21 protein-coding genes are annotated in these 24225 nt (G+C 65.7%); 15 read left to right on the top strand and 6 right to left on the bottom strand.

Going from position 1 to position 24225, the window contains the following annotated elements:
* Window positions 1-14 precede the first annotated feature (14 nt).
* From ACLKOZ_RS02905 to ACLKOZ_RS02895, 3 genes are all read left to right on the top strand, one after another.
* Window positions 15-1826 carry an acetyl/propionyl/methylcrotonyl-CoA carboxylase subunit alpha gene (locus ACLKOZ_RS02905; protein ID WP_436472672.1) on the top strand — a complete coding sequence of 604 codons (1812 nt, stop codon included), beginning with the start codon at window positions 15-17 and terminating at the stop codon, window positions 1824-1826.
* 20 nt (window positions 1827-1846) lie between these two features.
* On the top strand, window positions 1847-2299 hold the full coding sequence (locus ACLKOZ_RS02900; protein WP_436472670.1) for a YybH family protein: 453 nt from the start codon (window positions 1847-1849) through the stop codon (window positions 2297-2299).
* 64 nt (window positions 2300-2363) lie between these two features.
* A complete protein-coding gene (locus ACLKOZ_RS02895; RefSeq protein WP_436472668.1) occupies window positions 2364-3095 on the top strand; it encodes a glutamine amidotransferase in 732 nt (243 codons plus the stop codon).
* Between the two features lie 76 nt (window positions 3096-3171).
* On the opposite strand, the gene ACLKOZ_RS02890 is transcribed toward ACLKOZ_RS02895, so the two are convergent.
* Window positions 3172-4584, bottom strand: coding sequence for an MFS transporter (locus ACLKOZ_RS02890; protein ID WP_436472666.1), 1413 nt, complete (start codon window positions 4582-4584; stop codon window positions 3172-3174).
* A gap of 265 nt (window positions 4585-4849) precedes the next feature.
* Between ACLKOZ_RS02890 and ACLKOZ_RS02885 the strand changes: the two genes are divergently transcribed.
* The 4 genes from ACLKOZ_RS02885 (at window position 4850) to ACLKOZ_RS02870 (ending at window position 10695) form a co-directional block, all read left to right on the top strand.
* Window positions 4850-6325 (top strand): MFS transporter, encoded by a 1476-nt coding sequence (locus ACLKOZ_RS02885; protein ID WP_436472664.1) that lies wholly within the window; start codon window positions 4850-4852, stop codon window positions 6323-6325.
* 1 nt (window position 6326) lies between these two features.
* The gene (locus ACLKOZ_RS02880) at window positions 6327-8564 is read left to right on the top strand and encodes a molybdopterin oxidoreductase family protein (protein WP_436472662.1); all 2238 of its coding nucleotides are present in this window, start codon (window positions 6327-6329) and stop codon (window positions 8562-8564) included.
* On the top strand, window positions 8561-10123 hold the full coding sequence (locus ACLKOZ_RS02875) for an FAD-dependent oxidoreductase (protein ID WP_337350004.1): 1563 nt from the start codon (window positions 8561-8563) through the stop codon (window positions 10121-10123). Before ACLKOZ_RS02880 ends, ACLKOZ_RS02875 begins: the two co-directional genes overlap by 4 nt.
* A 275-nt stretch (window positions 10124-10398) precedes the next feature.
* The gene (locus ACLKOZ_RS02870) at window positions 10399-10695 is read left to right on the top strand and encodes a hypothetical protein (RefSeq protein WP_436472660.1); all 297 of its coding nucleotides are present in this window, start codon (window positions 10399-10401) and stop codon (window positions 10693-10695) included.
* Window positions 10696-10741: 46 nt separating this feature from the next.
* Here ACLKOZ_RS02870 and ACLKOZ_RS02865 read toward each other — a convergent pair whose 3' ends face one another.
* Together ACLKOZ_RS02865 and ACLKOZ_RS02860 are read right to left on the bottom strand one after the other, a co-directional pair.
* Entirely contained in the window at window positions 10742-10927 is a 186-nt protein-coding gene (locus ACLKOZ_RS02865) for a PspC domain-containing protein (RefSeq protein ID WP_267278308.1), read from the bottom strand.
* A 46-nt stretch (window positions 10928-10973) separates the two neighbouring features.
* On the bottom strand, window positions 10974-12389 hold the full coding sequence (locus tag ACLKOZ_RS02860; RefSeq protein WP_436472658.1) for an NAD(P)H-quinone dehydrogenase: 1416 nt from the start codon (window positions 12387-12389) through the stop codon (window positions 10974-10976).
* A 117-nt stretch (window positions 12390-12506) separates the two neighbouring features.
* On the opposite strand from ACLKOZ_RS02860, the gene ACLKOZ_RS02855 reads away from it, so the two are divergent.
* Entirely contained in the window at window positions 12507-13325 is an 819-nt protein-coding gene (locus tag ACLKOZ_RS02855; protein ID WP_436472656.1) for a purine-nucleoside phosphorylase, read from the top strand.
* Here the strand turns inward: ACLKOZ_RS02855 and ACLKOZ_RS02850 are convergent.
* The gene (locus ACLKOZ_RS02850; RefSeq protein ID WP_337350008.1) at window positions 13309-13818 is read right to left on the bottom strand and encodes an RrF2 family transcriptional regulator; all 510 of its coding nucleotides are present in this window, start codon (window positions 13816-13818) and stop codon (window positions 13309-13311) included. The two genes, ACLKOZ_RS02855 and ACLKOZ_RS02850, sit on opposite strands and share 17 nt — an antisense overlap.
* 123 nt (window positions 13819-13941) lie before the next feature.
* Between ACLKOZ_RS02850 and ACLKOZ_RS02845 the strand changes: the two genes are divergently transcribed.
* Window positions 13942-15681, top strand: coding sequence for a phospho-sugar mutase (locus ACLKOZ_RS02845; protein ID WP_436472654.1), 1740 nt, complete (start codon window positions 13942-13944; stop codon window positions 15679-15681).
* Window positions 15682-15688: 7 nt separating this feature from the next.
* Here ACLKOZ_RS02845 and nirD read toward each other — a convergent pair whose 3' ends face one another.
* Window positions 15689-16060: a nitrite reductase small subunit NirD gene (gene nirD / locus ACLKOZ_RS02840; RefSeq protein WP_337346569.1), complete on the bottom strand. Its 372-nt coding sequence runs from the start codon at window positions 16058-16060 to the stop codon at window positions 15689-15691.
* 248 nt (window positions 16061-16308) lie between these two features.
* Between nirD and nirB the strand changes: the two genes are divergently transcribed.
* The 6 genes from nirB to ACLKOZ_RS02810 all read left to right on the top strand — a co-directional run bounded on the left by nirB (window position 16309) and on the right by ACLKOZ_RS02810 (window position 23323).
* Entirely contained in the window at window positions 16309-18939 is a 2631-nt protein-coding gene (gene nirB, locus ACLKOZ_RS02835) for a nitrite reductase large subunit NirB (protein WP_436472652.1), read from the top strand.
* Between the two features lie 2 nt (window positions 18940-18941).
* A complete protein-coding gene (gene cobA, locus ACLKOZ_RS02830) occupies window positions 18942-19976 on the top strand; it encodes a uroporphyrinogen-III C-methyltransferase (protein ID WP_337350011.1) in 1035 nt (344 codons plus the stop codon).
* 14 nt (window positions 19977-19990) lie between these two features.
* A complete protein-coding gene (locus ACLKOZ_RS02825) occupies window positions 19991-21142 on the top strand; it encodes a uroporphyrinogen-III synthase (RefSeq protein ID WP_337346572.1) in 1152 nt (383 codons plus the stop codon).
* Window positions 21143-21349: 207 nt separating this feature from the next.
* A complete protein-coding gene (locus tag ACLKOZ_RS02820) occupies window positions 21350-22216 on the top strand; it encodes an FAD-dependent oxidoreductase (RefSeq protein ID WP_436472649.1) in 867 nt (288 codons plus the stop codon).
* A gap of 82 nt (window positions 22217-22298) precedes the next feature.
* A complete protein-coding gene (gene deoC / locus ACLKOZ_RS02815; RefSeq protein ID WP_436472703.1) occupies window positions 22299-23024 on the top strand; it encodes a deoxyribose-phosphate aldolase in 726 nt (241 codons plus the stop codon).
* A 53-nt stretch (window positions 23025-23077) separates the two neighbouring features.
* A complete protein-coding gene (locus ACLKOZ_RS02810) occupies window positions 23078-23323 on the top strand; it encodes a hypothetical protein (RefSeq protein ID WP_337346574.1) in 246 nt (81 codons plus the stop codon).
* Between the two features lie 79 nt (window positions 23324-23402).
* On the opposite strand, the gene ACLKOZ_RS02805 is transcribed toward ACLKOZ_RS02810, so the two are convergent.
* Complete coding sequence (locus ACLKOZ_RS02805; RefSeq protein ID WP_436472646.1) at window positions 23403-24224, bottom strand: metal-dependent hydrolase; 822 nt, start codon at window positions 24222-24224, stop codon at window positions 23403-23405.
* Window position 24225 lies beyond the last annotated feature (1 nt).

Genomic DNA, 24225 nt, shown 5'->3' with positions numbered 1-24225 from the left:
AAGAAGGAGACGCCTTGTCAGCAAAGTTGGAGCAGTCCGCAAGTCCCGTGCAGTCGAACCTCACCAAGGTGCTGATCGCCAACCGTGGCGAAATAGCCGTGCGGATCATTCGCGCAGCACGAGATGAAGGCATCGCCTCTGTGGCTGTCTATGCCGATCCTGACCGGGATGCCCTGCACGTGCGGCTCGCCGATGAGGCCTACTCGCTCGGTGGAAACACCGCCGCCGAGTCCTACCTGGTGATGGACAAGATCATTGACGTCGCCCGCCAGTCCGGCGCGGACGCCATCCACCCCGGCTATGGCTTCCTCGCGGAGAACGCCCAGTTCGCCGCGAAGGTCATCGAAGCCGGCATCACCTGGATTGGCCCTTCCCCGGACGCCATCTCCGCCTTGGGTGACAAGGTGCAGGCCCGCCACATCGCTGAAAAGGTCGGCGCACCCCAGGTGCCCGGCACCGCTGATCCGGTGGAATCGGCCGAGGAAATCCTTGAATTCGTTGACAAGTTCGGCCTGCCGGTCGCCATCAAGGCCGCTTTCGGCGGCGGCGGCAGGGGCATCAAGGTGGCCCGCACCCGCGAGGAAATCCCCGAACTGTTCGAATCCGCCGTGCGGGAGGCCACTGCCGCCTTTGGCCGTGGCGAATGCTTCATCGAACGGTTCCTGGACGCCCCGCGCCACGTCGAGACGCAGTGCCTGGCGGATGCCCACGGCAACGTCGTGGTGGTGTCCACCCGCGACTGCTCGCTGCAGCGCCGCAACCAGAAACTCGTGGAAGAAGCCCCGGCCCCGTTCCTCACCGAGGAGCAGAACCGCAGGCTCTATGAATCTTCCAAGGCGATCCTGAAGGAAGCCGGTTACCTCGGTGCAGGTACCTGCGAATTCCTGGTGGGCCAGGATGGCACCATCTCCTTCCTTGAGGTCAACACCCGTCTCCAGGTCGAGCACTGCGTTTCCGAGGAAGTCACCGGAATCGACCTCGTCCGCGAACAGTTCCGGCTGGCACGCGGGGAGGAACTTGGCTACGGGGATCCCGAAGTGCGCGGGCACTCGATCGAATTCCGCATCACCGGCGAGGATCCGGGCCGCAACTTCATGCCGGCGCCGGGCACCATCACCACCCTGAAGAATCCCACAGGCCCCGGCATCCGCATTGACTCCGGTGTTGAGCAGGGCGACGTCATCAGCGGCAACTTCGACTCGATGTTGTCCAAGCTGATCGTCACCGGTGCCACCCGAACCCAGGCGCTGCAGCGTTCCCGGCGTGCCCTTGAGGAGATGGTGGTCGAAGGGATTCCCACCGTTATCCCCTTCGACCTGGCCGTGGTCAGCAACCCGGATTTCGCCCCGGCGGAAGGCCCCTTCAAGGTCCACACGCGCTGGATCGAGACCGACTTCGTCAGTGAAATCCCGGCATGGACGCCTACCGGCACCGAGGCCCAGGCCGACGACGCCGGCGAACGCCAGCGCGTGGTGGTTGAAGTAGGCGGCAAGCGCCTCGAGGTAGTGCTTCCCGCCTCCCTCGGCTCCCTCGGATCCAGCTCTGCCGGAGCCAAGCCCGCGAAGTCCAAAAAGCGTTCCCGTTCGGGCGGTGCGGCGGCCGCTGCGTCGGGCAACGGACTTGCCTCCCCCATGCAGGGCACCATCGTCAAGGTGGCAGTCAGCAACGGCGACATCGTGGCTGAAGGCGACCTGGTTGTTGTGCTTGAGGCGATGAAGATGGAGCAGCCGCTCACCGCGCACCGCTCCGGAACCATCACAGGACTCAGCGCCACAGCAGGCGAGACGGTGTCGGCTGGTGCCGTCATCGCCACGATCGAAGACTAGTCACCGCCGGAGGCGCACCCATGCTTGCACCCAGTTTTGAAGAAGAAGTAGACCGCTACCACCTCGCGGTTCCGGAAATCACGCGGGGAAACGCCGGGCCCGTCAAGGATCTCTACTCGCGGTTGGAGGACGTGACGCTGGCCAACCCGTTCGGCGGCATTGCCCGCGGCTGGGCCCAGGTGGAAGCGCGGCTGGACCAGGCCTCCCGGCAATTTCAGGACGGCGAGATGCTGGGGTTCGACACCATTACGTCCTACACCGCCCGCGACACCGCCTTCCTCGTGGAGACAGAACACTTCCGGGCCCGCTTGGACGGCGCCGCCGTCGCGGAGGAGTTCGCGCTCCGGGTAACCAGCGTTTTCCGCCGGGAGGAAGGCTACTGGAAGCTCGTCCACCGGCACGCCGACCCTGCCGCCCGGCCACAGTCCCGCCGATCACTGGCCCAGCCGGCGGACCGGGCTGCCGGGCACTGACGGCGGGCACTGACTGCGGCGCGCCCCTCTGGATTCCGGCAGGTGCCACGGGCACACTTAGCGTGTGAAGCCTTTCCTGCTGCTTGCCTCCCGGGCCGAAGACGCTGCTGCGGACAACGAATATGCGGCGTACCTGAGGTACGGCGGGCTGGCCCCCGGGCAGCTGCGGCGGATCAGGCTGGAGGCGGCACCCCTGCCGGAACTGGACCTGGCGGACTACTCCGCGGTAATCGTCGGCGGGAGTCCGTTCACGTCCAGCGATCCCAGTGAGCACAAAAGCGCCACGCAACACCGCGTGGAGCGGGAGCTGGCGGGATTGCTGGACCGGATCGTGGAACAGGATTTCCCGTTCCTCGGCGCCTGCTACGGCGTCGGGACACTGGGAAGACACCAGGGCGCCGTGATCGACAGGACCTTCGGCGAACCCCTCGGCGCGGTGGAGATTGAACTCACCGACGCCGGCCTGGCTGATCCTCTCCTTCGCGGAATGCCCGCCCGGTTTATCGCCTTCACCGGGCACAAGGAGGCCTGTTCCTCGCTGCCCGCCCACGCCGTCCTGCTGGCTTCTTCCCAGGCCTGCCCGGTGCACATGTTCCGGATCAAGGAAAACCTCTACGCCACGCAGTTCCACCCCGAGCTGGACGCCGAGGGTCTCGTCACCCGGATCGACATTTACCGCCACGCCGGATACTTCCCGCCCGAGTCGGCTGAGGAACTGATGGCCAACGCCCGCCGTTTCACGGCGACCGAACCCATGAACATCCTGAAGAACTTCGTGGCCCGTTACGGCACGTGAACGCAGAAATGCCCGGCGTGCTCCCAGCAAAAGCAAGGAGCACGCCGGGCATTTACGGCGCTAAGCGGGCTGGAAGTCAGGCCACGTTGTTTTCGTAGTCCAGGTCCCGGGTTTCCCGGCTTACGAACAGCGCGATGAGCGTCAGCACTGCCATGGAGGTCAGGTAGACACCCACCAGCACGGGGCTGCCGTCCGCCTGCTCCCAGAGTGCGACGGCGATGAAGGGAGCCACCGCCGCACCCAGGATGCTGGAGACGTTGTAGCTGACGGCCGAGCCGGTGTAGCGAACGTTCGTGGGGAACAGTTCCGGCAGCAAGGCACCCATGGGACCGAAGGTCAGCCCCATCAGGGAGAAGCCGATGACCAGCAAGGCCATGGTGCCCACAAACCCGCCGCTGAAGAGCGGGACGAACAGGAGCCCGAAGACGAAGATTCCACCGGTCACGGCCAGCAGCATCTTGCGCCGGCCGTATTTTTCTGCCAGCGGGCCGGAGACCAAGGTGAAGATACCGAAGAACACGACGCCGGCGATCAGCATCCAGAGGAAGTCGTTGCGTGTGTAGCCCAGGCCCGGGACGAAGGCAGCTGCTGCGGCTTCCGTCATGGGCTTGCCGGCCTTCTCGGCGGCGGCCTTGGCGGCGTCAAGCGTGGCCGGACGTGTGCCGTAGGTCAGGGTGAAGGTGGTCATCAGGTAGAACAGCACGTACGTGGCGAGCATGATGAACGTGCCGAGGATCAGCGGACGCCAGCTGGTCTTGAAGACGCGGCCGATCGGCAGTTTGGCCACCTCGTTGGATTCGATCACCTTGGTGAAGGCGGGAGTTTCGATCAGCTTGAGGCGGACGTAGAGGCCGATGATGACCATAACGGCGCTCAGCAGGAACGGCACTCGCCAGCCCCAGGCCAGGAAGTCGGCGGGCGTCAGGGCGTAGCTGAAAACGAGGAAGATCACATTGGCGATGATGAAGCCAATGGGCGCGCCCAGCTGCGGGAACGTGCCGTAGATGGCGCGCTTGTTGGCGGGGGCATTTTCCGTGGCAAGCAGTGCCGCGCCGCTCCATTCGCCGCCGAGGGCAAGGCCCTGGGCAAAGCGCATGACCACGAGGAGGGCCGGGGCCCAGAATCCCCAGCCCGGAATGAGCGCCGTCGGCAGGCAGCCGATCAGGAACGTGGCGATGCCCATGGTCAGCAAGGACGCGACCAGCGTGCCCTTGCGGCCAAACTTGTCGCCGAAGTGGCCAAAAACGACCGATCCCAGCGGGCGGGCGATGAACGCGACGCCGAATACTGCGAACGAGCTCAGAAGCTGCGTTGTTTCGTTCTGGTTGGGGAAGAACAGCGCGGGGAATACGAGTACCGCGGCGGTGGCGTAAACGTAGAAGTCGTAGAACTCAACGGTGGTGCCGATCAGGCTGGCTACGATCACCCGACCGCGCGAGTTCACCGCCTTGGCAGATTCGGGACCCATCGAGGTTTCAGTTGATGACATGTATGAACACTTTCGTCAGAACCGGCCGGACGTGGGGAGAGGCCCGGCGTGCAGTAGTTAGAGTTCAATATTAGTTCCGCTCGTCCAGTCAATGGACAAAAGGTCCAGTATGCGGACACTGGGAAGGTGTCTCATTTTTCCGGGCCTCACGCCCCCTAGAGCGGCCCGATAGGCAAATGTCACAGCGCGTTAACAAACGGCGACCGTCCATGAAACGAGCCGTCTCTACCTTGGAAGGACAACATCCCCCAAGAGGAGGTACACCGTGACTGTTGATCGCAGCGCAGATGCCGGCACCGGCAATTCCGTAGATATAGACACCAACCCGTTGCACGAAGGCGTGTCTTCATCCGCCAGCGCACAGCCCGGCTCCACGCGTACTACTGACGCACCCGCCCTTGAATACCGCCCCGGCCGCTGGATCGCCAACTGGAACGCCGAGAACAAGGAGCAGTGGGAGTCCGGTGGCCGCGCCATCGCCCGCAGGAACCTGAACTGGTCCATCTTCGCTGAATTCCTTGGTTTTGTCGTCTGGCAGCTCTGGTCCATCGTGGTGGTCCAGCTCCCCGCAGCAGGCTTCACCTTTACCACCTCGGAAATCTTCTGGCTCATTTCGATGCCCAGCCTGGTAGGCGCCACGCTCCGCATCCCCTACACCTTTATGGTCCCCCGCTTCGGCGGCCGGAACTGGACCATCGTGTCCGCCCTTCTCCTTCTCATTCCCGCCATCGGCTTGGGACTCTGCGTCTCCAACCCCGAAACCCCGTTCGGTGTCATGCTCCTCGTGGCAGCACTCGCCGGCTTCGGTGGCGGCAACTTCGCCAGCTCCATGGCCAACATCACGTTCTTCTACCCGGCCCGTGAAAAGGGCTGGGCACTGGGCCTGAACGCTGCCGGCGGCAACATGGGTGCCGCCGTCGCACAGCTCGCCGTCCCGATCGCGATCACCCTGCTCGCCGTGGGCAGCGTGAACCTGCCGATGGCCGGCTGGATGTGGGTCCCGTTCATCCTGATCGCCGCGTTCGGCGCCTGGAAGTACATGGACAACCTCACCAGCGCCAAGGGAGACGTGGCCGGCTCGGTCGCAGCGCTCAAGGAACCGCACCTGTGGATCATGGCACTGCTGTACATCGGCACCTTCGGTTCCTTCATCGGCTTCGCCGGTGTGTTCCCGAAGCTCATCAAGGACTACTTCCCGGCTTTCTCCTCCATCGGAGTCGGCACCGTGGCACTCTCCCTGGCCTTCCTTGGCCCGCTGGTCGGCTCCCTCGCCCGCCCCTACGGCGGACGTATGGCTGACCGCATGGGCGGCGCCCGGATGACCGTGGCCGCTTTCGCCTCCATGGCAGCGATCACCCTCACCATGATCTGGACCCTTCCGCTGAAGAACTTCTGGCTCTTCCTGGTCCTGTTCCTGATGCTCTTCACCGCCAGCGGATTCGGAAACGGTGCAACCTACCGGATGATCCCCATCATCTTCGCCACCTCCAGCAGGGCCGCGAAGGCAGGAGCCAGTACCGTGGAGACGCAGCGCTTGGCATCCTCTGCCCTCGGCCTGATCTCGGCCATCGGCGCTTACGGCGGGTTCGTTATCCCGCAGGTACTGAACGCCTCCAACTCCGCCAGCGGTTCCTACACGCCCGCCTTCTACGGCTTCGTCGCGGCCTACGCTGTGATGCTGGTTGTCTGCTGGGCCTTCTACATCCGCAACGCCAACCGAAATGCGATGGGACACGTCTAACATGACCAAAAGCGCCGACACGCACTGCCCTTACTGCGCCCTGCAGTGCGCCATGACGCTCAAGTCTCCAGCGGAACTGACCCCGGCTTCCGAGCCGGGGTCAGTCCCCGTGCCCACCCAGGCCGCTGCCGCGGCTGCTGCGACAGTTCCTGTGCTGGAAGTCAGCGGGCGGGATTTCCCCACCAACCGGGGAGGCCTGTGCCGCAAGGGCTGGACCTCCGCCACGCTCCTGAACCACCCCGGACGCGTTACCGAACCGCTCCTCAAGGGAGACGACGGGATCCACCGTCCCATCGGCTGGGACCAGGCACTGCGCCTGGTGACCACGGCCGTGAAGGAAACCCAAGCCCGCTACGGGAAGGACGCCGTCGGCGTCTTCGGTGGCGGCGGCCTTACCAATGAGAAGGCCTACATGCTGGGCAAGTTTGCCCGCCTGGCCCTTGGCACCTCCCGCATCGACTACAACGGCCGTTTCTGCATGTCCTCCGCCGCGGCCGCAGGGATGCGTGCCTTCGGCGTCGACCGCGGACTCCCGTTCCCGCTCGAAGACCTGGACAACGCCAGCACCATCATGATGCTGGGCTCCAACGTTGCCGAAACAATGCCGCCGTTCGTCCAGCACCTCAAGGGCGTCCGCGACGCCGGCGGGCTGGTCATCGTTGACCCCCGCCGTTCCGCGACGGCTAACTTCACGGCCGACGGCGGTGGCCTTCACCTGCAGCCCCTGCCGGGCACCGACCTGACCCTCCTGCTGGGGCTCTCGCACGTGGTCATCCACGAGGGCCTGGCCGACGCCGCCTTCATCGCGGAGCGCACCTCCGGCTACGACGCCGTGGTCCGCAGCGTCAGCGCATACTGGCCCGAACGCGTCCAGTCGATCACCGGCGTCCCGGCGGAGCTCATCCGCGAAACCGCCCGCAGGCTCGCCGATGGCGCACGCAAGGGCGGCAGCTACATCCTCACCGGCCGTGGCGTGGAACAGCACGTGGACGGCACCGACACCGCCACCGCCGCGATCAACCTGAGCCTTCTCCTGGGCCTGCCCGGATCGCTCCGCAGCGGCTACGGCACCCTCACCGGCCAGGGCAACGGCCAGGGCGGCAGGGAACACGGCCAGAAGGCCGACCAGCTCCCCGGCTACCGGAAGATCACCGACCCCGCAGCCCGCGCCCACGTGGCCGGCGTCTGGGGTGTCCCGGAAGAGACCATTCCCGGGCCCGGCCTCCCCGCCGTCCAGCTGCTCAAGTCACTCGGACAACCCGACGGCGTCCGCTGCCTTTTGGTGCACGCCTCCAACATCGCTGTGGCCTCCCCTGATGCGAACTCGGTCATCGCAGGGCTGCGCAGCCTGGATTTCCTGGTGGTCTGCGACTTCTTTATGTCCGAGACCGCAGCCGAGGCCGACCTCATCCTGCCGGTCCTGCAGTGGGCCGAGGAGGAAGGCACGCTGACCAACCTCGAAGGACGCGTGCTCCGCCGCCGCCGCGCCCTGCAGCCGCCCGCCGGTGCCCGCAGCGAACTCTGGATCATGGCGCGCCTGGCGGAAGCCCTTGAGGCTCCCTCCACCTACAGCGAGGACCCCGAGACGGTATTCGAGGAGCTCCGGTTGGCTTCCGCCGGCGGCCTTGCCGACTACTCCGGCATCGACTACGCCATGCTGGACCGCGGCGAAGCCGCCTACTGGCCATACCCCGCAGGCAGCACCGGCACGCCACGGCTCTTCCTTGACGCTTTCGCGCACCCTGACGGCAAGGCGGTCATGACCCCGGTGGCGCCCCGCCGTCGCCGTACCCCCGTTACCCCCACGGGGGACGGCAGGGACCCGGCAGCCAAAACCATGACCCTCATCACCGGGCGCCTCCTGGAGCACTACCAGTCCGGGGCCCAGACCCGGAGGGTATCGGAACTGCTGGCGAGCCAGCCGGAGGCGAAAGTGCAGATCCATCCTGCCGCCGCCGCTTCAATGGGCATCGCCGAGGGGTCCTTCGTGTCGGTAGCCAACGAACGCGGCCAGGTGGTTTGCCGGGCCGAACTCAGTACGGCGATCCGCCCCGAAACAGTGTTCCTGCCGTTCCACTTCCCCGAGCTCGAAAGCGCCAACCGGCTGACGGAAGCCGCCACGGACCCCATCTCCGGGATGCCCGAATTCAAGTTCAACAAGGTCTGGGTCCGGCTGGCCGCCGACCAGGCCGCGAACCAGCCCCAGAACCATGTTCTGCAGACGACGGAGGCCTCATGAGTGAGCAGATTGTCATTGTCGGTTTTGGCCCGGTGGCCGCTCGCCTGATCGATGAACTGATGCCGGCGGTCCGCGACGGACATGTCAGCCTGACCGTAGTGGGCGAGGAAACCGAAGCAGCCTACAACCGCGTCCTGGTCGCTGATCTCGGGGTCGGACGCACCACCGCCGATGCGTTGGCGCTCTCGGACGCGCAGGCCTTGGCTGCCGAGGGAGTGGACGTCCGCCTCGGCGTGCGGGTCCGCCGGGTTGACCGCGCCCGGCAGCAGGTAATCCTCACTAATGGCAGCGCCATCCACTACGAGCGCTTGGTCTTCGCCACCGGCTCGCGTCCTGTCATTCCCAACCTCATTGGTATCAACCCGGACCCCACCTCCCCCGTGCTCCCGGCCGGGGTTACGGCACTTCGGGACCTGCGGGATGCCGAAGTGCTTCGCCAGGCGGTGGACGGCGGCAAGCGCGTAGTGGTGCTGGGCGGCGGTGTACTGGGCCTTGAAACAGCCCTGGCAGCAGCCGAGGAAGGCGCCACCGTGACTGTGGTGCACAACGGACCGCATCCCCTGGGACGAAACATCGACCGTGGCGGCGGAGCGGTCCTCGCGGCCAGCCTTCGCCAGTGCGGTGTCCGGATGGCCGGCAATGCCCGGTCCACGGGTGTGGAGCACAACGCGCCCGACGGCGGCTTCTCGGCACTGCTGCTGGACGACGGTTCCGCGATCGACGGCGACCTCCTGGTCATCTCGTGCGGCGTGCGGCCCCGGACAGAACTTGCCGAAGGCTGCGGCCTGTCCACCGGCACCGGAATCCTGGTGGACCACCGGCTCCGCGCCCACCACGAGCCCCACATCTTTGCGATCGGCGACTGCGCCGAAGTCCGCTGCCCCGATCCCACCTGCGCCGAATGCCGCACCGCCAAGGGCCCGTCCGGCCTGGTAGGTCCGGGCTGGCGGCAGGCGGAATGGCTGGCCGAATACCTCACCCTGCTGGCCACTGGCACGCAGGAAGTGGCTGACGGGCTGCAGGAGCTGCCCCAGGAACTGGCCGGCGTCGTGGTCCTCAAGGCCCGCGGCATGAACATGGCCGTGGCGGGCAACAACAGTGCTGAACCGTGGGACGAGGAAGCCCTCACCGCCGGAGCGGTGAACGGCCGAGCGCGCCTGCAGATCGCTCAGTGGGCGGATCCCGAGCACGGCCGCTACGTCAAGATGACCACCCGCGGCGGAGTGCTGGAAGGCCTTGTGGCGGTCGGCATGCCGCGGACCGCCGCTGAGCTGGTGGGGCTGTTCGAGCGCGGCTCCGAGCTGCCGGCGGACCGTTCACTGCTGCTGCGCCTGGACGGACCTGACCAGCTGGCCGCGACCGGCCCGGCGGATCCGGCGGGCACCGTATGCCGTTGCGCCGGAGTCAGCGGGGCCAAGATCCAGGGGGCCGTGGAGGACGGCTGCTCAACTGTGGCCGAAGTGTCCAAGGCAACGAGAGCCGGGACCGGCTGCGGCGGCTGCCACGAGGACATCAAGGGGCTCATCGAAAAACACTTCCAGGCGGCTCCCGCCGCCTGAAATAATCGGTGGTCTGCCCAACTAGGTAGCAGCAAGTGTCGTTATGAGCGCTCATAACGACACGTGCTGCTACCCAGTTTGAGAGCCGGCCTGTGGCTTTCCACATGCTTGGATGCAGGTTCTTCCATCGTCTTTAGGACGACACTAGGCTCTCCTCCATGGGCCAGATCCGGCCCGCGGGTAGCAGACCTGCGCTGGGCAGTGTCATGGTTTGCGCCAATCTGCAGCGTCTGCCACCAAGAAGAGTCATCACTTCAAGGAATTGAGGTAACGCTATGCATAAGAAATCACTGCTTGGTGCTGCGGTCTGTACGTTGGCGCTGATGGGACTCAGCGCTGGACCTGCCCTGGCAAAACCCTACGATGTTCCGCGGGGACAGGTGGAAATGGGCGCTGACCACGCCAGGTCCGCCTGTGCCTTCTCCGGACTCAACGACGACCCCACGGAGGCCTTCCCGTTTGACGGACAGGTCCAGTCTTACGGTCAACTCGTGAAGAGGGGTGTCAAGGACTTCTTCCCGAAGCCGGGCCTTGCCTGCAATCCAAACACACCGCCTATGGAGGAGCACTAGGTAGACCGCAGTTGGCCCCCGGTCTCGGGGCCAACTGCAGGCCTTGCTACGCCGGGGCTTTGGGAATCATGATCCACAAGGCGATGTAGACCAGCTCGCCGATCCCCACGAGGCCAAAGATCACAAAGCCGAGCCTCACCAGGAACTTGGGAAGCCCGAACCGGGCTGCCAGGGCGGCGCAGACGCCGCCGATGATTTTCCCGCTGCGCGGCCGTACCAGAGCTGTAGTCATGTCGCCACGCTACCGCTATCCCCCGGCGCCCACCAGCCCGGCCTCCCTACATGTGGACGTGCAGGCGCCGCGCTGCTTCCGAAATCGATCCGCTGAGTGACGGGTACACCGTAAACGTGCTGGCGACGTCGTCGACGTGGAGCTTCTGCTTCACCGCGATGGAGATGGCGAAGATCAGTTCGGACGCGTTCGGTCCCACCACAACGCCGCCGATCACGGTCCCGGAGCCCTTGCGCGCGAAGATCTTGACGAAGCCGTCCTTGTGGTTGCGCATCTTGGCCCGGGCGTTGCTCTTAAGCGACAGTTTGACGATGTCGCCCTGGTATTTGCCGGACTGGATTTCGTCCTCGGAAACACCCACCGAGGCGATCTCCGGCGACGTAAAGATGTTGGACGCCACCTGGTGCAGCTTGATCGGCGTCACGCTGTCGCCGAGGAAATGGGCGATCGCGATCCTGCCCTGCATCGCGGCCACGGAGGCCAGCGCCAGGACGCCGGTGCAGTCGCCCGCGGCGTAGATGTTCGCAGCAGTGGTGCGGGAAACGCCGTCGACCTTGATGTGGCCGCTTTCGGTGAGCGCCACGCCGGCTTCCTCGAGGCCGATACCGGCGGTGTTGGGAATCGAGCCAACACAGACAAGGCAGTGGCTGCCGGTGACCTTGGAGCCATCGCCCAGGGTGACCACCACGCCGTCGTCGGTCCTTTCCACGCTCTCAGCGCGGGCACGGGACAGGACCCGGACGCCGCGGCGCTCGAAGACTTCCTCCAGCACCTCGGCGGCGTCGGTGTCGGAACCCGGAAGTACGCGGTCGCGGCTGGAAATGAGGGTGACCTTGGAACCAAGGCCGTTGTAGGCGGAGGCGAATTCAGCACCGGTCACGCCGGAGCCCACTACGATGAGTTCCTCCGGAAGCTCATCGAGGTTATAGATCTGGGCCCAGTTAAGGATGCGTTCCCCGTCCGGCCGGGCAGTGGGCAGTTCCCGGGGATGCGCTCCCACGGTCAGCAGAATGGTGTCCGCTTCCACAATTTCGGTGCCGTCCGCGGTCAGGACTTCAATCGTGTGGTTGTCCACGAGCTTGCCGGAGCCCAGCAGGATGCGGACATTCTGGTGTTCCAGTCCGGACGAGATGTCCCGGGACTGCTGGCGGGCGAGGCCCAGCAGGCGGTCGTTGATGTGCTTCAGGTCCGCCCGCATCACCGGCACAAAATCGCCGCCATCGACGTCGAACTTCACTCCCAGCTCCCCTGCCTCGCCAACGCGGGTCATCAGGTCAGCGGTGGCGATCAGGGTCTTGGAAGGCACGACGTCGGTAAGCACCGCAGAGCCGCCCAGGCCGGCGCGTTCGATGATGGTGACCTGCGCCCCCAGCGAGGCAGCCACCATAGCGGCTTCGTATCCGCCCGGGCCACCTCCTAGGATTGCGATCCGGGGTGAGCTGAAATCAGGGTGCGTAGTCACAAACAACCATTCTCGCGCATGCGGCCCCGCACCACCAATAATCAGGCTTGCCCATGGTGCGGATCACGGGCAGTCGTGACGCTGTGCACAGCGGCAACGGCACGATAACTTGTACCAGTGAGTAATACAGACTTCCTGAACACTGACCCCTTTGCCGCCGCACGCGCCGCCGCAGACTACATCGCCGCCGAAACCGGCGTGGAGCGCCACGACGTCGCCCTGGTCCTCGGGTCAGGGTGGGCTGAAGCCGCTGACCTGATCGGCACCACCACTGCCACGCTGGCCGCGGACGAGGTCCCCGGTTTCCATGCCCCGGCGGTGGAAGGCCACGTGGGAACCATCCGTTCGGTGCTCACCAGGGAAGGCAAACGGGCCCTGGTCCTCGGCGCCCGCACGCATTTTTATGAGGGTAAAGGTGTCCGTGCCGTAGTCCACGGCGTCCGCACGGCTGCCGCCGCCGGCTGCGGGACCCTGGTCCTCACCAACGGGTGCGGTGGCCTCAATGAAAGCTGGATTCCGGGCACCCCTGTCCTCATCAAAGATCACATAAACCTCACCGCGGCGTCCCCGCTGGAGGGGGCCACCTTCGTTGACCTGACAGATCTTTACTCCTCGCGCATCCGCGGGCTGGCCCGCGAGGTCGACTCCTCGCTGGAGGAGGGCGTCTACGCGCAGTTCACGGGACCCCACTATGAAACCCCGGCTGAGGTGCAGTACGCCAAACGGATCGGTGCGGACCTGGTGGGCATGTCCACGGCGCTGGAAGCCATCGCCGGCCGCCATGCGGGCATGGAGGTCTTCGGCATCTCACTGGTCACCAACCTCGCGGCCGGCATCAGCCCGGTCCCGCTCAGCCACCAGGAAGTCATCGAGTCCGGTCAAGCCGCCGGACCGCGGATCTCCAAGCTACTCGCGGAGATCATCGCCCGGTTGTAAAGGGTGTCACGTGCGGGTTTCCGGTCAGCCTGCTGACCGTTTCCTGCCTGGCGTCCGGAAACCGGCGTTCGATGGCTTGGGCTATCCCGGCGACAGATTGCCGGGAAAGCTCGGTACGCCAGGTGACCTCAGCATGCCGCATGGTCTGCGAAATCAGGCACGTCCGCGCATAGTCAGCGTCCATGTCGCCGCCGGGTGCGTCCTTGAGGATGCCTTCGCACCTGAAGGTATGCTCGTCCCCTTCGATGGCCAGGACCACGTCCAGGACGGAGATCCGGTCCGGGCGGCGGGCCAGCTGGAAGCCGCCCCTCGGACCTGACACCGATGCCAGGATGCCTGCCCGGACAAGGGCCTGGAGCTGTTTGTTCAGGTAGGCAGCGGGTAATTTGTAGAACTCGGCCAGGCGCGCACTGCTCACTGCCTCCCCCATCGGGGTCCAGGACATGTTGACGCAACTGTGCAACGCCCACTCCACGCCCTGCCCCATCTTCATATTCGAGACACTACTTGTCCAGAAAATTTTCTGTCAAGGAAATCGGGCACTCGTCGTGCTCCGCTGTGCGGGAAGGGGTGTTCGGGGACTTTTCTTCGGAGCAATGACGATAGCGTTATGCCCATGACGTCCACCGATGCCGACTCCCGCCTCTTCAGCCAAGCCCGTGACTGGGCCGCCCAGGATCCGGATTCCGAAACTTCCGCCGCACTCGCTGAACTGGTCCGGCAGGCGGAAGACGGTGTTGGCGCTGCCCGTCAGGAACTCACTGACAGCTTCAACGGCACCCTGCAGTTCGGCACCGCTGGCCTTCGCGCGGCTCTTGGCCCCGGACCCAACCGGATGAACCGTGTGGTGGTGCGCCGTGCAGCGGCAGGCCTGGCTTCTTTCCTCAGCGACGCGGCCAGTGCCGCTTCACCGGGCACCCGGCCGCGCGCCGTCGTCGGTTTTGATGCCCGCCACAACTCCGATATCTTCGCCAAGGAAACTGCGGCGATCTTTACCGCCGCAGGATTTGAGACCTTCCTGATGCCCTCCGCACTTCCCACACCGCTGCTGGCTTATGCCGTGAGGGCGCTGGATTGCGACGGCGGCGTGATGGTCACTGCCAGCCACAACCCGCCCCAGGACAACGGCTACAAGGTCTACCTGGGCCGCCATGCCGTGGAAGAAAGCGGACGGGGTGCCCAGATCGTGGCTCCGTACGACGCCGGAATCGCAGCGCGGATCAATGCTGTGGGCCCATTGGACTCCATCCCCCTCGCAGCTGGCGGCTGGACTGTATTGGATCCGTCCATCGCCGCCGACTATCAGCGCGCCGCCGCGGCACTCGCCGATCCGGCACGCTTTCCGTCCCGTGACCTGCGGATCGTCCTGACGCCCATGCACGGCGTCGGCGGGGAAACGGCGGTGGCTGTGCTGAACGAAGCTGGCTTTGCCGACGTCACCCTGGTGGCTGAACAGGCTGCCCCGGACCCGGAGTTTCCCACGGTGAGTTTCCCGAATCCGGAAGAGCCAGGCGCCCTGGACCTGGCCCTGGAAACGGCTGTGCGTGTTGATGCTGATATTGTCCTGGCCAACGATCCCGACGCGGACCGGGCGGCAGTCGCCGCCAAGGATCCTGACACGGATGCCTGGCGTATGCTGCGCGGTGATGAGGTGGGGGCACTCCTGGGCGCGCACATCGTGACTCGGCTTGCGGCCAGTGGCGAGGAAAAGCCCGACGGCGTTCTCGCCAATTCCGTTGTTTCCTCACGGCTGCTCGCACGCATCGCCGCCGCGGCCGGGTATGCACACGAGGAAACGCTGACGGGATTCAAGTGGATTTCCCGTGTGCCCGGTCTGCTTTACGGCTACGAAGAAGCCCTGGGCTACTGCGTGGCCCCGGACCTGGTCCGTGACAAGGACGGCATCTCAGCTGCCGTGCTGATCGCGGAGCTCGCCGCTGCCGCCAAGGCAGCCGGCAAAACAGTCTTCGACACCCTTGATGAGCTTTACCTTCAGCACGGCCTGCACGCCAGCGACCAGCTGAGCATCAGGGTAGCGGACCTTGGCCTGTTGGATGCCATGATGAACCGGCTCCGGGTCAGCCCGCCTGATTCGTTCGGTTCCTCCGCCGTGGAAACGTTCGTGGACCTCGCCGAAGGCAGCGAACACCTGCCGCCCACGGACGGTCTTTTGTACCTGACCCGGGACCAGACCCGGGTGATCATCCGCCCCAGCGGCACTGAGCCGAAGCTCAAGTGCTATCTGGAAGTGGTCAAGAATGTGGAGTCCGCAGCGGAACTCCCCGAGGCACGCCAAGCCGCACGCGCCGCCCTGGACCAGGTGCTCGGCGACGTGCGGGAGGCCCTCGGCCTTTAGCGGGAGATTAGAGCTCGATTTCGATGAAACCGTCGATGATGCGGGTGTTGAAGGTGTCCAGCCGCAGCTCAGCCGTACCGAAGCATTCGCCCGTTTCCAGGTCGTAGACCTCTTTGTGCAGCGGCGAGGCAATGGTGGGGCGCGTACCGCGGGAGCCGAGGATGCCTCGGGCCATGACATGGGCGCCGGTGGCGGGGTCCTCGTGGGCTACCGCGAAAATCTCGCTGGGGCCGGTCCGGAAGAGGGCTACCTGGCGGCCTGCAATGAGTGCGGCCTCGCCCCAGGACAGCTCCAGTTCTTCCACGGCGCAGACGCGGTGCCAGCCTGTGGCGGTGTCAGTTTCTGTGGCGAGTGCCCCAAGTTCCAGTGTTGCCGTCATGTCGGCTCCTCTCCCTGTGCTTGCTTGGCCACCTGTATGGCCGTACTAACAAGCTAGGCGTCCGGTGTTTCATGGGCATGCGCTGAATGTGTCCGGCGCGTAAAAGAGACCTCACCCGGCCGGAAATGCGTTCGTGATGCAGAAGTTAAGTTCACGAAACAATTGGGAAACTGAAGCGAAACTGCGGCTGCCTAGTCTGGATGGACAAGCTGCAGAGCACCGTCTGCGGCCCATGCGAAAGGCCCACAGTGACCGAACAGACTTCAAGCACAGAGACTCCGCGCCGCATCGTCGTCGCCGGCGGCGGCCCGGCGGCCCACCGTTTTGCGGACGCAATGCATGCCCGCGGCCTCGAAGGCTGGCATGTCACGGTCCTCACTGAGGAAGCCCACCTCCCCTACGACCGCGTGGCGCTCAGCAAGGCCCTGACGGAAATGGACTACGACCTCACCCTCGGCGAGGCGAGCATGTGGGACCACGAGGCCATGTCCCTGAAGACCGGCGAGCGCGTCGTCAAGATCAACCACGAAGCCAAGTCCGTGGAAACCGCGGCCGGAAACGTCTTTGAATACGACGACCTCGTGGTTGCCACGGGCTCGAACGCCGCCCGCCTGCCGATCCCCGGTGCCGAGCACACACACGTGTACCGCACGCTCGAGGACGTCTGGGCCATCAACAAGGCCATTGCCGAACTCACCGAGAAGCTCGGCCGCAAGGTTAACGCGGTCACCATCGGTGGCGGCCTCCTCGGGCTCGAGTCTGCAGCCGGCACGGAGCAGTTGGGCGCCAACCCGATCGTCATCGACGGTTCGCAGTGGCTGATGGCTACACAGCTGGATGAAGGCGCGGGCCAGGCCATGGGCCGGCTCATTAAGTCCAAGGGCTTCGAAGTGCACGGCGGCGTGTTCCCTTCTGAGGTGCTCTCCGACGACGACGGCCAGGTCACCGGTGTCCTCATGGCTGACGGCCGCGTCATCGATGCTGACCTTGTGATCGTCGCGATCGGCGTCCGGCCGCGCGACGAACTCTTCCGCGCGGCCGAAGGAGAGGAGCAGGTCTTCTCGCTGGGCCAGCGCGGCGGCGTGGTCATCAACGACTACTGCGCAACCGAGATCGACGGAATCTGGGCCATCGGTGAAGTGGCCAACTTCGGCGGCATGTGCCTGGGCCTGGTTGCCCCCGCCAACACCATGGCCGAGATCGTCGCGGACCGCCTGCACGGCGGGGAAGCCACTTTCCCGGGCTTCGACACCGCCACCAAGCTCAAGCTGTCCGGCGTCGACGTCGCCAGCTTCGGTGACGCGTTCGCCAAGACCGAGCACGCCCTTGAAATCGTCTACGCCGACCCGGCCCGCGGCGTCTACCAGAAGATTGTCACCACGGACGATGCCAAGACCCTCCTGGGTGGCATCTTCGTGGGCGACGCTACCCCCTACACCAGCCTGCGTCCGCTCCTGGGCCGGGAACTGAGCGCCGAGCCCGGCGCGTACCTCTCGGCCGCTGGCGGCGGCGACGCCCCGGACACCGAACTGCCGGACGACGCCATCCTGTGCTCGTGCAACAACGTGTCCGCCGGAACCATCCGCGACACCGTCAACGGCTGCGGCGCCTGCGAAGGCAACGCCCCGGTCCAGGAACTCGGCGAACTCAAGGGCTGCACGCGTGCCGGAACCAGCTGTGGCTCCTGTGTCCCGATGCTTAAGAAGCTGCTGGAAACCGAGCTCACCAAGTCCGGCGTCGAGGTCTCCAAGGCCCTCTGCGAGCACATCGAGCTGTCCCGCCAGGAACTGTTCGACGCCATCCGCGTCCTGGAACTGACCTCCTTCGAAGAGATCATGGCCAAGTACGGCACCGGTGCTGGCTGCGACATCTGCAAGCCGACCATCGCCAACATCCTTGCCAGCCAGAACAGCGCCTACGTGCTGGACGCCGGCCGCGGAACCCTGCAGGACACCAACGACCGCGCCCTGGCCAACATGCAGAAGGACGGCACCTACTCGGTGGTCCCCCGCATCGCCGGCGGCGAAATCACCCCGAAGAAGCTCGGCGTCATCGCCGCGGTAGCCGAGAAGTACAACCTGTACACCAAGATCACCGGCGGCCAGCGCATCGACATGTTCGGGGCACGCCTCGAAGAGCTCCCGGAAATCTGGAAGGAACTGGTGGACGCCGGCTTCGAGTCCGGCCAGGCCTACGGCAAGAGCCTGCGCACGGTGAAGTCCTGCGTCGGTTCCACCTGGTGCCGCTTCGGCGTCCAGGACTCGGTGGCCATGGCCATCCAGCTCGAGCTCCGCTACCGCGGCCTCCGCAGCCCGCACAAGCTGAAGATGGGCGTCTCCGGGTGTGCCCGCGAATGCGCCGAAGCCCGCGGCAAGGATGTTGGCGTGATCGCCACCGCCGACGGCTGGAACCTGTACGTCGGCGGCAACGGCGGTGCTACCCCGGCCCACGCCCAGCTCCTGGCCAAGGACCTCGACGACGAGACCCTGATCAAGTACATTGACCGCTACTTCATGTACTACATCCGCACCGCAGACCGCCTGCAGCGCACCGCGCGCTGGCAGGAGGAGCTCGACGGCGGCATCAAGCACGTGGAGGACGTGGTGGTCAAGGACACCCTGGGCATCGCCGAGGACCTCGAGGCTGCCATGGCCAAGCATGTCGACACCTACGTCGACGAGTGGGCCGACACCCTGAAGGACCCCGAGCGCCTGCGCCGGTTCCGCTCCTTCGTCAACGCCCCGGACCAGAAGGACGACTCCATCACCTTTGTTTCGGACGAGCGCGGCCAGATGCGCCCGGCCACCCCGGAAGAAAAGGGGAAAGTCCTCATTGGAGCTTCCATCCCCATGAGGCCCCGCGACGAGAACGAGGTATAGGCATGCAGCTCAGCATTGATCTCACCGGCCGCGAAGTCCTGGTCACCGGCTCGGACCACGCCGCACGCCAGGCGGTCCGCCGCTACGAGGCCGCCGGCGCCGTCGTCTACCGCCTCAGCACCCCGCAGGGTGCCGGGCATGACGGCCCGCTGCCCGAGCGTCCATTCCTGGTCGCAGCAGTCGAAGACGGCCAGCCCGGCTGGGATGCCCTGCTCGAGCGGTGCCGCGCAACCGGCATCCCGGTCGCAGCAGAACCGCCTGCTGGCCCCGTGGGCCATGTCACCCTGGTCGGTGGCGGACCTGGAACCACCGAGCTGCTGACTGTCGCCGCCACGAAGGCCCTCCGCGACGCGGATGTGGTGTTCTACGACAGGCTGGCTCCCTACCAGGAACTGCCGTCCATGACGTCGGCCGAACTGGTCGATGTTGGGAAGAAGCCGGGCCACCACAAGGTGGGCCAGTCCGATATCGAAAAGCTGATGGTGGAAAGCGCCCTCGCCGGAAACAACGTGGTCCGTCTCAAGGGCGGCGATCCATACGTCTTCGGCCGCGGCGGCGAGGAAGTCGCCGCCTGCGTCGCGGCCGGCGTCAAGGTCCGCGTCATCTCCGGCGTCACCAGCGCCATCTCCGTCCCGGCTGCTGCCGGAATCCCGGTGACCCACCGCGAAGTCAGCCACATGTTCACCGTCGTCTCCGGCCACGCGCCGCTGACGGAGAAGGAACACAAGCACCTCGCCGGACTTGGCGGGACCATTGTGGTGCTGATGGGCATCGGAACGCTGCACCAGCTCGCCGCCGGACTCCGCAAAGCCGGGATGCGTCCGGACATGCCCATGGCCGTCGTCGAACGCGGTTACCGCCCCGGGCAGCGGACCACCATCGCGGACCTGGGAACCATCACCTCCGCTGCTGCCGGCTGCAGCAACCCCGCCGTGCTTGTCATCGGCGAGGTGGTTCGCGTGGCTGAGGCCAACCGTGGGCATGCCGAGGCCGCCGCCGACCTGGACAGGCTGGCGGCCTCGCTGCTCGGTTCATGAAAGGATTGAACCCCATGAACGCACTGGCACCCGCAGAACCCCAGGTTGAAGAAACCTCCGGGCAGGAGGCGGCGGACTCCCCGTTGGAGGGTTTCCGCATTGGAGTAACCTCGCACCGGCGCTCCCGGGACCTCATCGAGGCCCTCGAACGCCGCGGCGCTGAAGTCCTGCACGCACCGGCACTGAAGATCGCCCCCGTGCAGGAGGACTTCCGCCTCATTGAGGACACCAAAGCCATCATTGCCGCACGCCCGGATCTCTGCATCGCCACCACTGCCTACGGCATGCGGCGCTGGTGCGAGGCTGCCGACTCCTTTGGCATCGGCGAGGACCTGCTGGACACCCTTGCAGCCTGCCGAATGTTCGTCCGTGGACCCAAAGCCCGGGGCGCCGTCCGCGCGGCCGGCCTTGCCGACGTCGGAATCAGCAGCGACGAAACCACCGCAACGCTGGTGGACATGCTGCTGGCCGAAGGCGTGCGTGGCAAGACTGTGGCCGTCCAGCTGCACGGCTACACGGATGTCCGGCAGCTGGAGCGGCTCCGCATGTCCGGCGCCACCGTCCTGACCGTGACGCCCTACCGCTGGGTCAAGCCCGACGGCGAGGACAAACTCCCCCGGCTCATCGAGGCTGCATGCAGCGGCAACCTGGACGTCCTGACGTTTACCAGCGCGCCCGCAGTGGATGCCATGTGGAGCACCGCCCATGAGATGGGTGTCTACAAGCAGCTGATCGAAAGCCTGAAAACCAACGTGACTACCGCTGTGGTCGGACCCGTCACCGCGCAGCCCCTGCTCGACGCCGGGGTGACCCCGCTGATCCCGGAGCGGTTCCGGATGGGCGCCCTCATCAGGCTGGTGTGCGAGCATCTCGCCCTTAACCATGTGCGCCGCCTGGACACGAGGTCAGGGAATATCGAGTTGCGCGGCCGCAGCCTGCGGATCGACGGGCAGCAGGTTGAGCTGGCCCCCGCGCCACTGCTGCTGCTGCGCGCGCTGCTCGGTGCCGGCGGGGCCGTGCTGTCCCGCGAATCGCTCTCGGAGCTGCTTGAGCTCAGGGGCTCAGTCCACGCCCTGGACATGACAGTCAGCCGCCTTCGGTCCTCGTTGCCGGATGGCCGCCTGGTGGAAACGGTGGTCAAGAGGGGCTACCGGATCCGCGTCTAACGGCGCGGGCTCCGGCCCCGTTTGTGTCAATCGGGACCATGGTGAGAGGTGCGTCACGGGTTCTGTTACCGGGCGGTAAACGTTGGCGAAAAAGCACTCCCAGGACGGCAACAGCGGGGAAACACGCTGGAAAAGCCGGCCGCCTACGCTGGGATTCATCAACGAATTCCCCGGCCGCTCTGCGGCCGCCAGCGAAAGGGCCAGCACATGTCCGCTCCGGCACCGTCCACCACCGTCTCCCCGGCCCCGCGCATCGTCATCGCCGGTGCCGGCCCCGCCGCGCAGGCGCTGGTCCGCCAGTTGGACGGTGCCAGGTTCCGCGGAACCATCACCGTGCTAAGCAACCGGGACGACGCTCCGGCGGAGCTCCTGGATCTTGCAGAACTGCCCCAGGTCTCGGTCCGCTTCGGTCAGCCCGCCAGCTTCATCGACCCGGACAACCGCACAGTCACAACTGCGGACGGAATGGAATTCAGCTACGACGAGCTGGTCATCGCCACCGGATCGGCCCCGGTCTCATCTCCGGTTGCAGGAGCCGGCCGCTGCCTGAGCTACTCCACAATTGACGACGCCGCCCGGATCGGCGACGCCGTCAACGAAGTCACTCGGGAGCTGGGCAGGCGGCCACTCGGGATCCTGGTAGGCACCGGCGCCGCAGCCGGACAGGCTGAAGCCGTGCTGCGTGCCCGGGGCGTCAGGCCCATCCGCACCACAGTCCGGCCCACCGCCGTGGTGCACTCCATCGATCGCGCCGGCACCGGGCTGACAGCGGCCGGGATCGTCTTTGCGGACGGCAGCAGCATGAACGGTGACCTCGTGGTCCTGGCCGAAGAACGGGTCTCCCGCGACGGCCTCGCCGCCAGCGCCGGACTCGCCACCGCTCCCAACGGCGGAATCGCCATCAACAAGGAGTTCAGGACCTCAGTTCCCGGCGTCTGGGCCATCGGCGATGCCGCAGCGTTCGACGGCGTGCGGCTGGGCCTGCTGGTGGCCGCAGCTTCGGCGGCCGGAGCGTGCGCCATGCAGCTTATGACGGCTGTGGCAACGGAAGACCGGGTTCCGGTGGCCGCCTGACCCCTGTGGCAAGATGGTCACCTGAAGAGCCATGGACACCGTGGCATGGGCGGCCCACGAGGCCCCGGAAAGGACCATCATGATGAGCAACGAAGCCACTCCCGCCGCGCAGACGTCAGCGGGCACGGAGCAGGCGCAGGGCAACATCGCTTCCTTCATCGACCACACCCTGCTCAAGCCCGAGGCCAGCGAGGCGGATATCCTCAAGGTCTGCGCCGAAGCCGCCGAGTATGGGTTCAAATCCGTCTGCGTCAACCCGATCTGGGTGAAAACGGTCAAGACGGCGCTCAAGGGATCCGGCGTCCTGGCCTGCTCGGTGGTCGGGTTCCCGCTGGGAGCCACTCCCACCGACGTCAAGACCTTTGAAGCCCGCGGCGCCGTCCTGGACGGCGCAGACGAGGTCGACATGGTCATCAACATCGCCGCTGCCCGGGCCGGCGACAAGGGCGCCCTGGTGGAGGACATCGCCTCAGTTGCCGAGGCCGTACACGCCAGCGGCGCCATCCTGAAGGTCATCATCGAAACGGCCCTCCTCAACGACGCCCAGAAGGTCCTCGCCTGCGAGGCTGCAGTGGAGGCCGGCGCTGACTTCGTCAAGACCTCCACTGGCTTCAACGGTGGCGGAGCCACCGCCGAGGACGTCGCCCTGATGCGCCGGACTGTCGGCCCGGAACTGGGCGTCAAGGCCTCTGGCGGCGTACGGTCCCTCGCCGACGCTCAGGCTATGATTGCTGCAGGTGCAACACGTATTGGTGCCAGCTCCGGAATTGCGATCGTCAAGGGTGAACAGGGTTCATCCGGCTACTGACACGGATCCGGAAGCCGCCACAATTTGAGCCCCGCGGGGCCAAGGAGGAATGAATGTCCAGCAAGACCACAGCGTCCAGTGTCAACACTGTCCAGACCCCGGAAAACGAGAACAGCCTCGTCACCAGCATCGTCCTGTTTGCTGTCATGATGGCGCTCTTCCTGGGCTCAATCTACTCGCTCTCATTCCTGACGCTCGGCAACCCGTGGCCGATGGCCGTCTGCCTGGGCCTCTTCGGCCTCGCGTTCTGGATCCCGCAGACCATCACCGGCCGCTCCGATTCAGCCGGCGAGCACTAAGCATCCGCTAAAACATCCGCTAAAACACACAGGCTGGGGCCCCGGATTTTCCGGGGCCCCAGCCTTTTAAGAGGTCGTCTCAGGTCGCGCCGAAAAGGCGGCTGAACAGGCCCGTTCCGAGTGACAGGGCAGCAGGGAAGTGTGATTTCGCCAAAACCCAAGCTGCCACGCACATGCCCACCATGGCATAGGCGCTCACCGGTATGAGCACCAGCCATTCCCGCTTGGACCCGGCACGGCCCAACAATGGCAGGGAAAAGGCGCCATTGGCTCTCCAGACATCGTTGATCACGGGCAGTTTCCGCAGGAACTTGGGTGGCTTGATAACGATCGGCCAGAGAAGTGGGACGCCGCCCGTTGTGATCATGTCACCCACGATGTGGACCACCACCCCGGTCAGCATCGACACAGGCAACCAGGTCCACTGGTCCGGGGCGAACCACGTGACAAGCCCGGCCATGGTCAGGGCGAACACCCAGTTGCTGAGGAAGCCGGACTTGGGGAACAGCTTCAGTGCCTTGGCCGCGATGTTAATCATGAACATGCACAGCAGGCCGGCGCCCACGGACAGCAGTCCCCAGTCCGTCTGCAGCTGGAACTGGCCGGCCACCATGGCCAGCAGCACGAAAAATGCCGCCCCGAGCAGCGAGTGCGTGCCCTGCCGGTGGCCCCCGATGGCGTTCTCAATGCCCACGGCAATCACGTTCGATAGCGGTGGCAGTGAGTTGGCCACCGTACTGTGCCGGTGGTCCCAGTCGCACACCAGCGCGGTCCCCGCCGTCGCCATGCCACCTATCAGGATGCCCGTGGCGTCAAGCGGATACCAGCCAAGTGTGTAGGGCCCGGTCGAAGCAATAGCTACCCACGCCGCGGCTCCCGACGCGGCGTGATGTCCTCCCATC

Source organism: Arthrobacter sp. R4 (assembly GCF_051365025.1).
Lineage (GTDB): Bacteria > Actinomycetota > Actinomycetes > Actinomycetales > Micrococcaceae > Arthrobacter.
The sequence above is the reverse complement of the archived record's forward strand: the minus strand, read 5'-3'. Positions and strand labels throughout refer to the sequence as shown.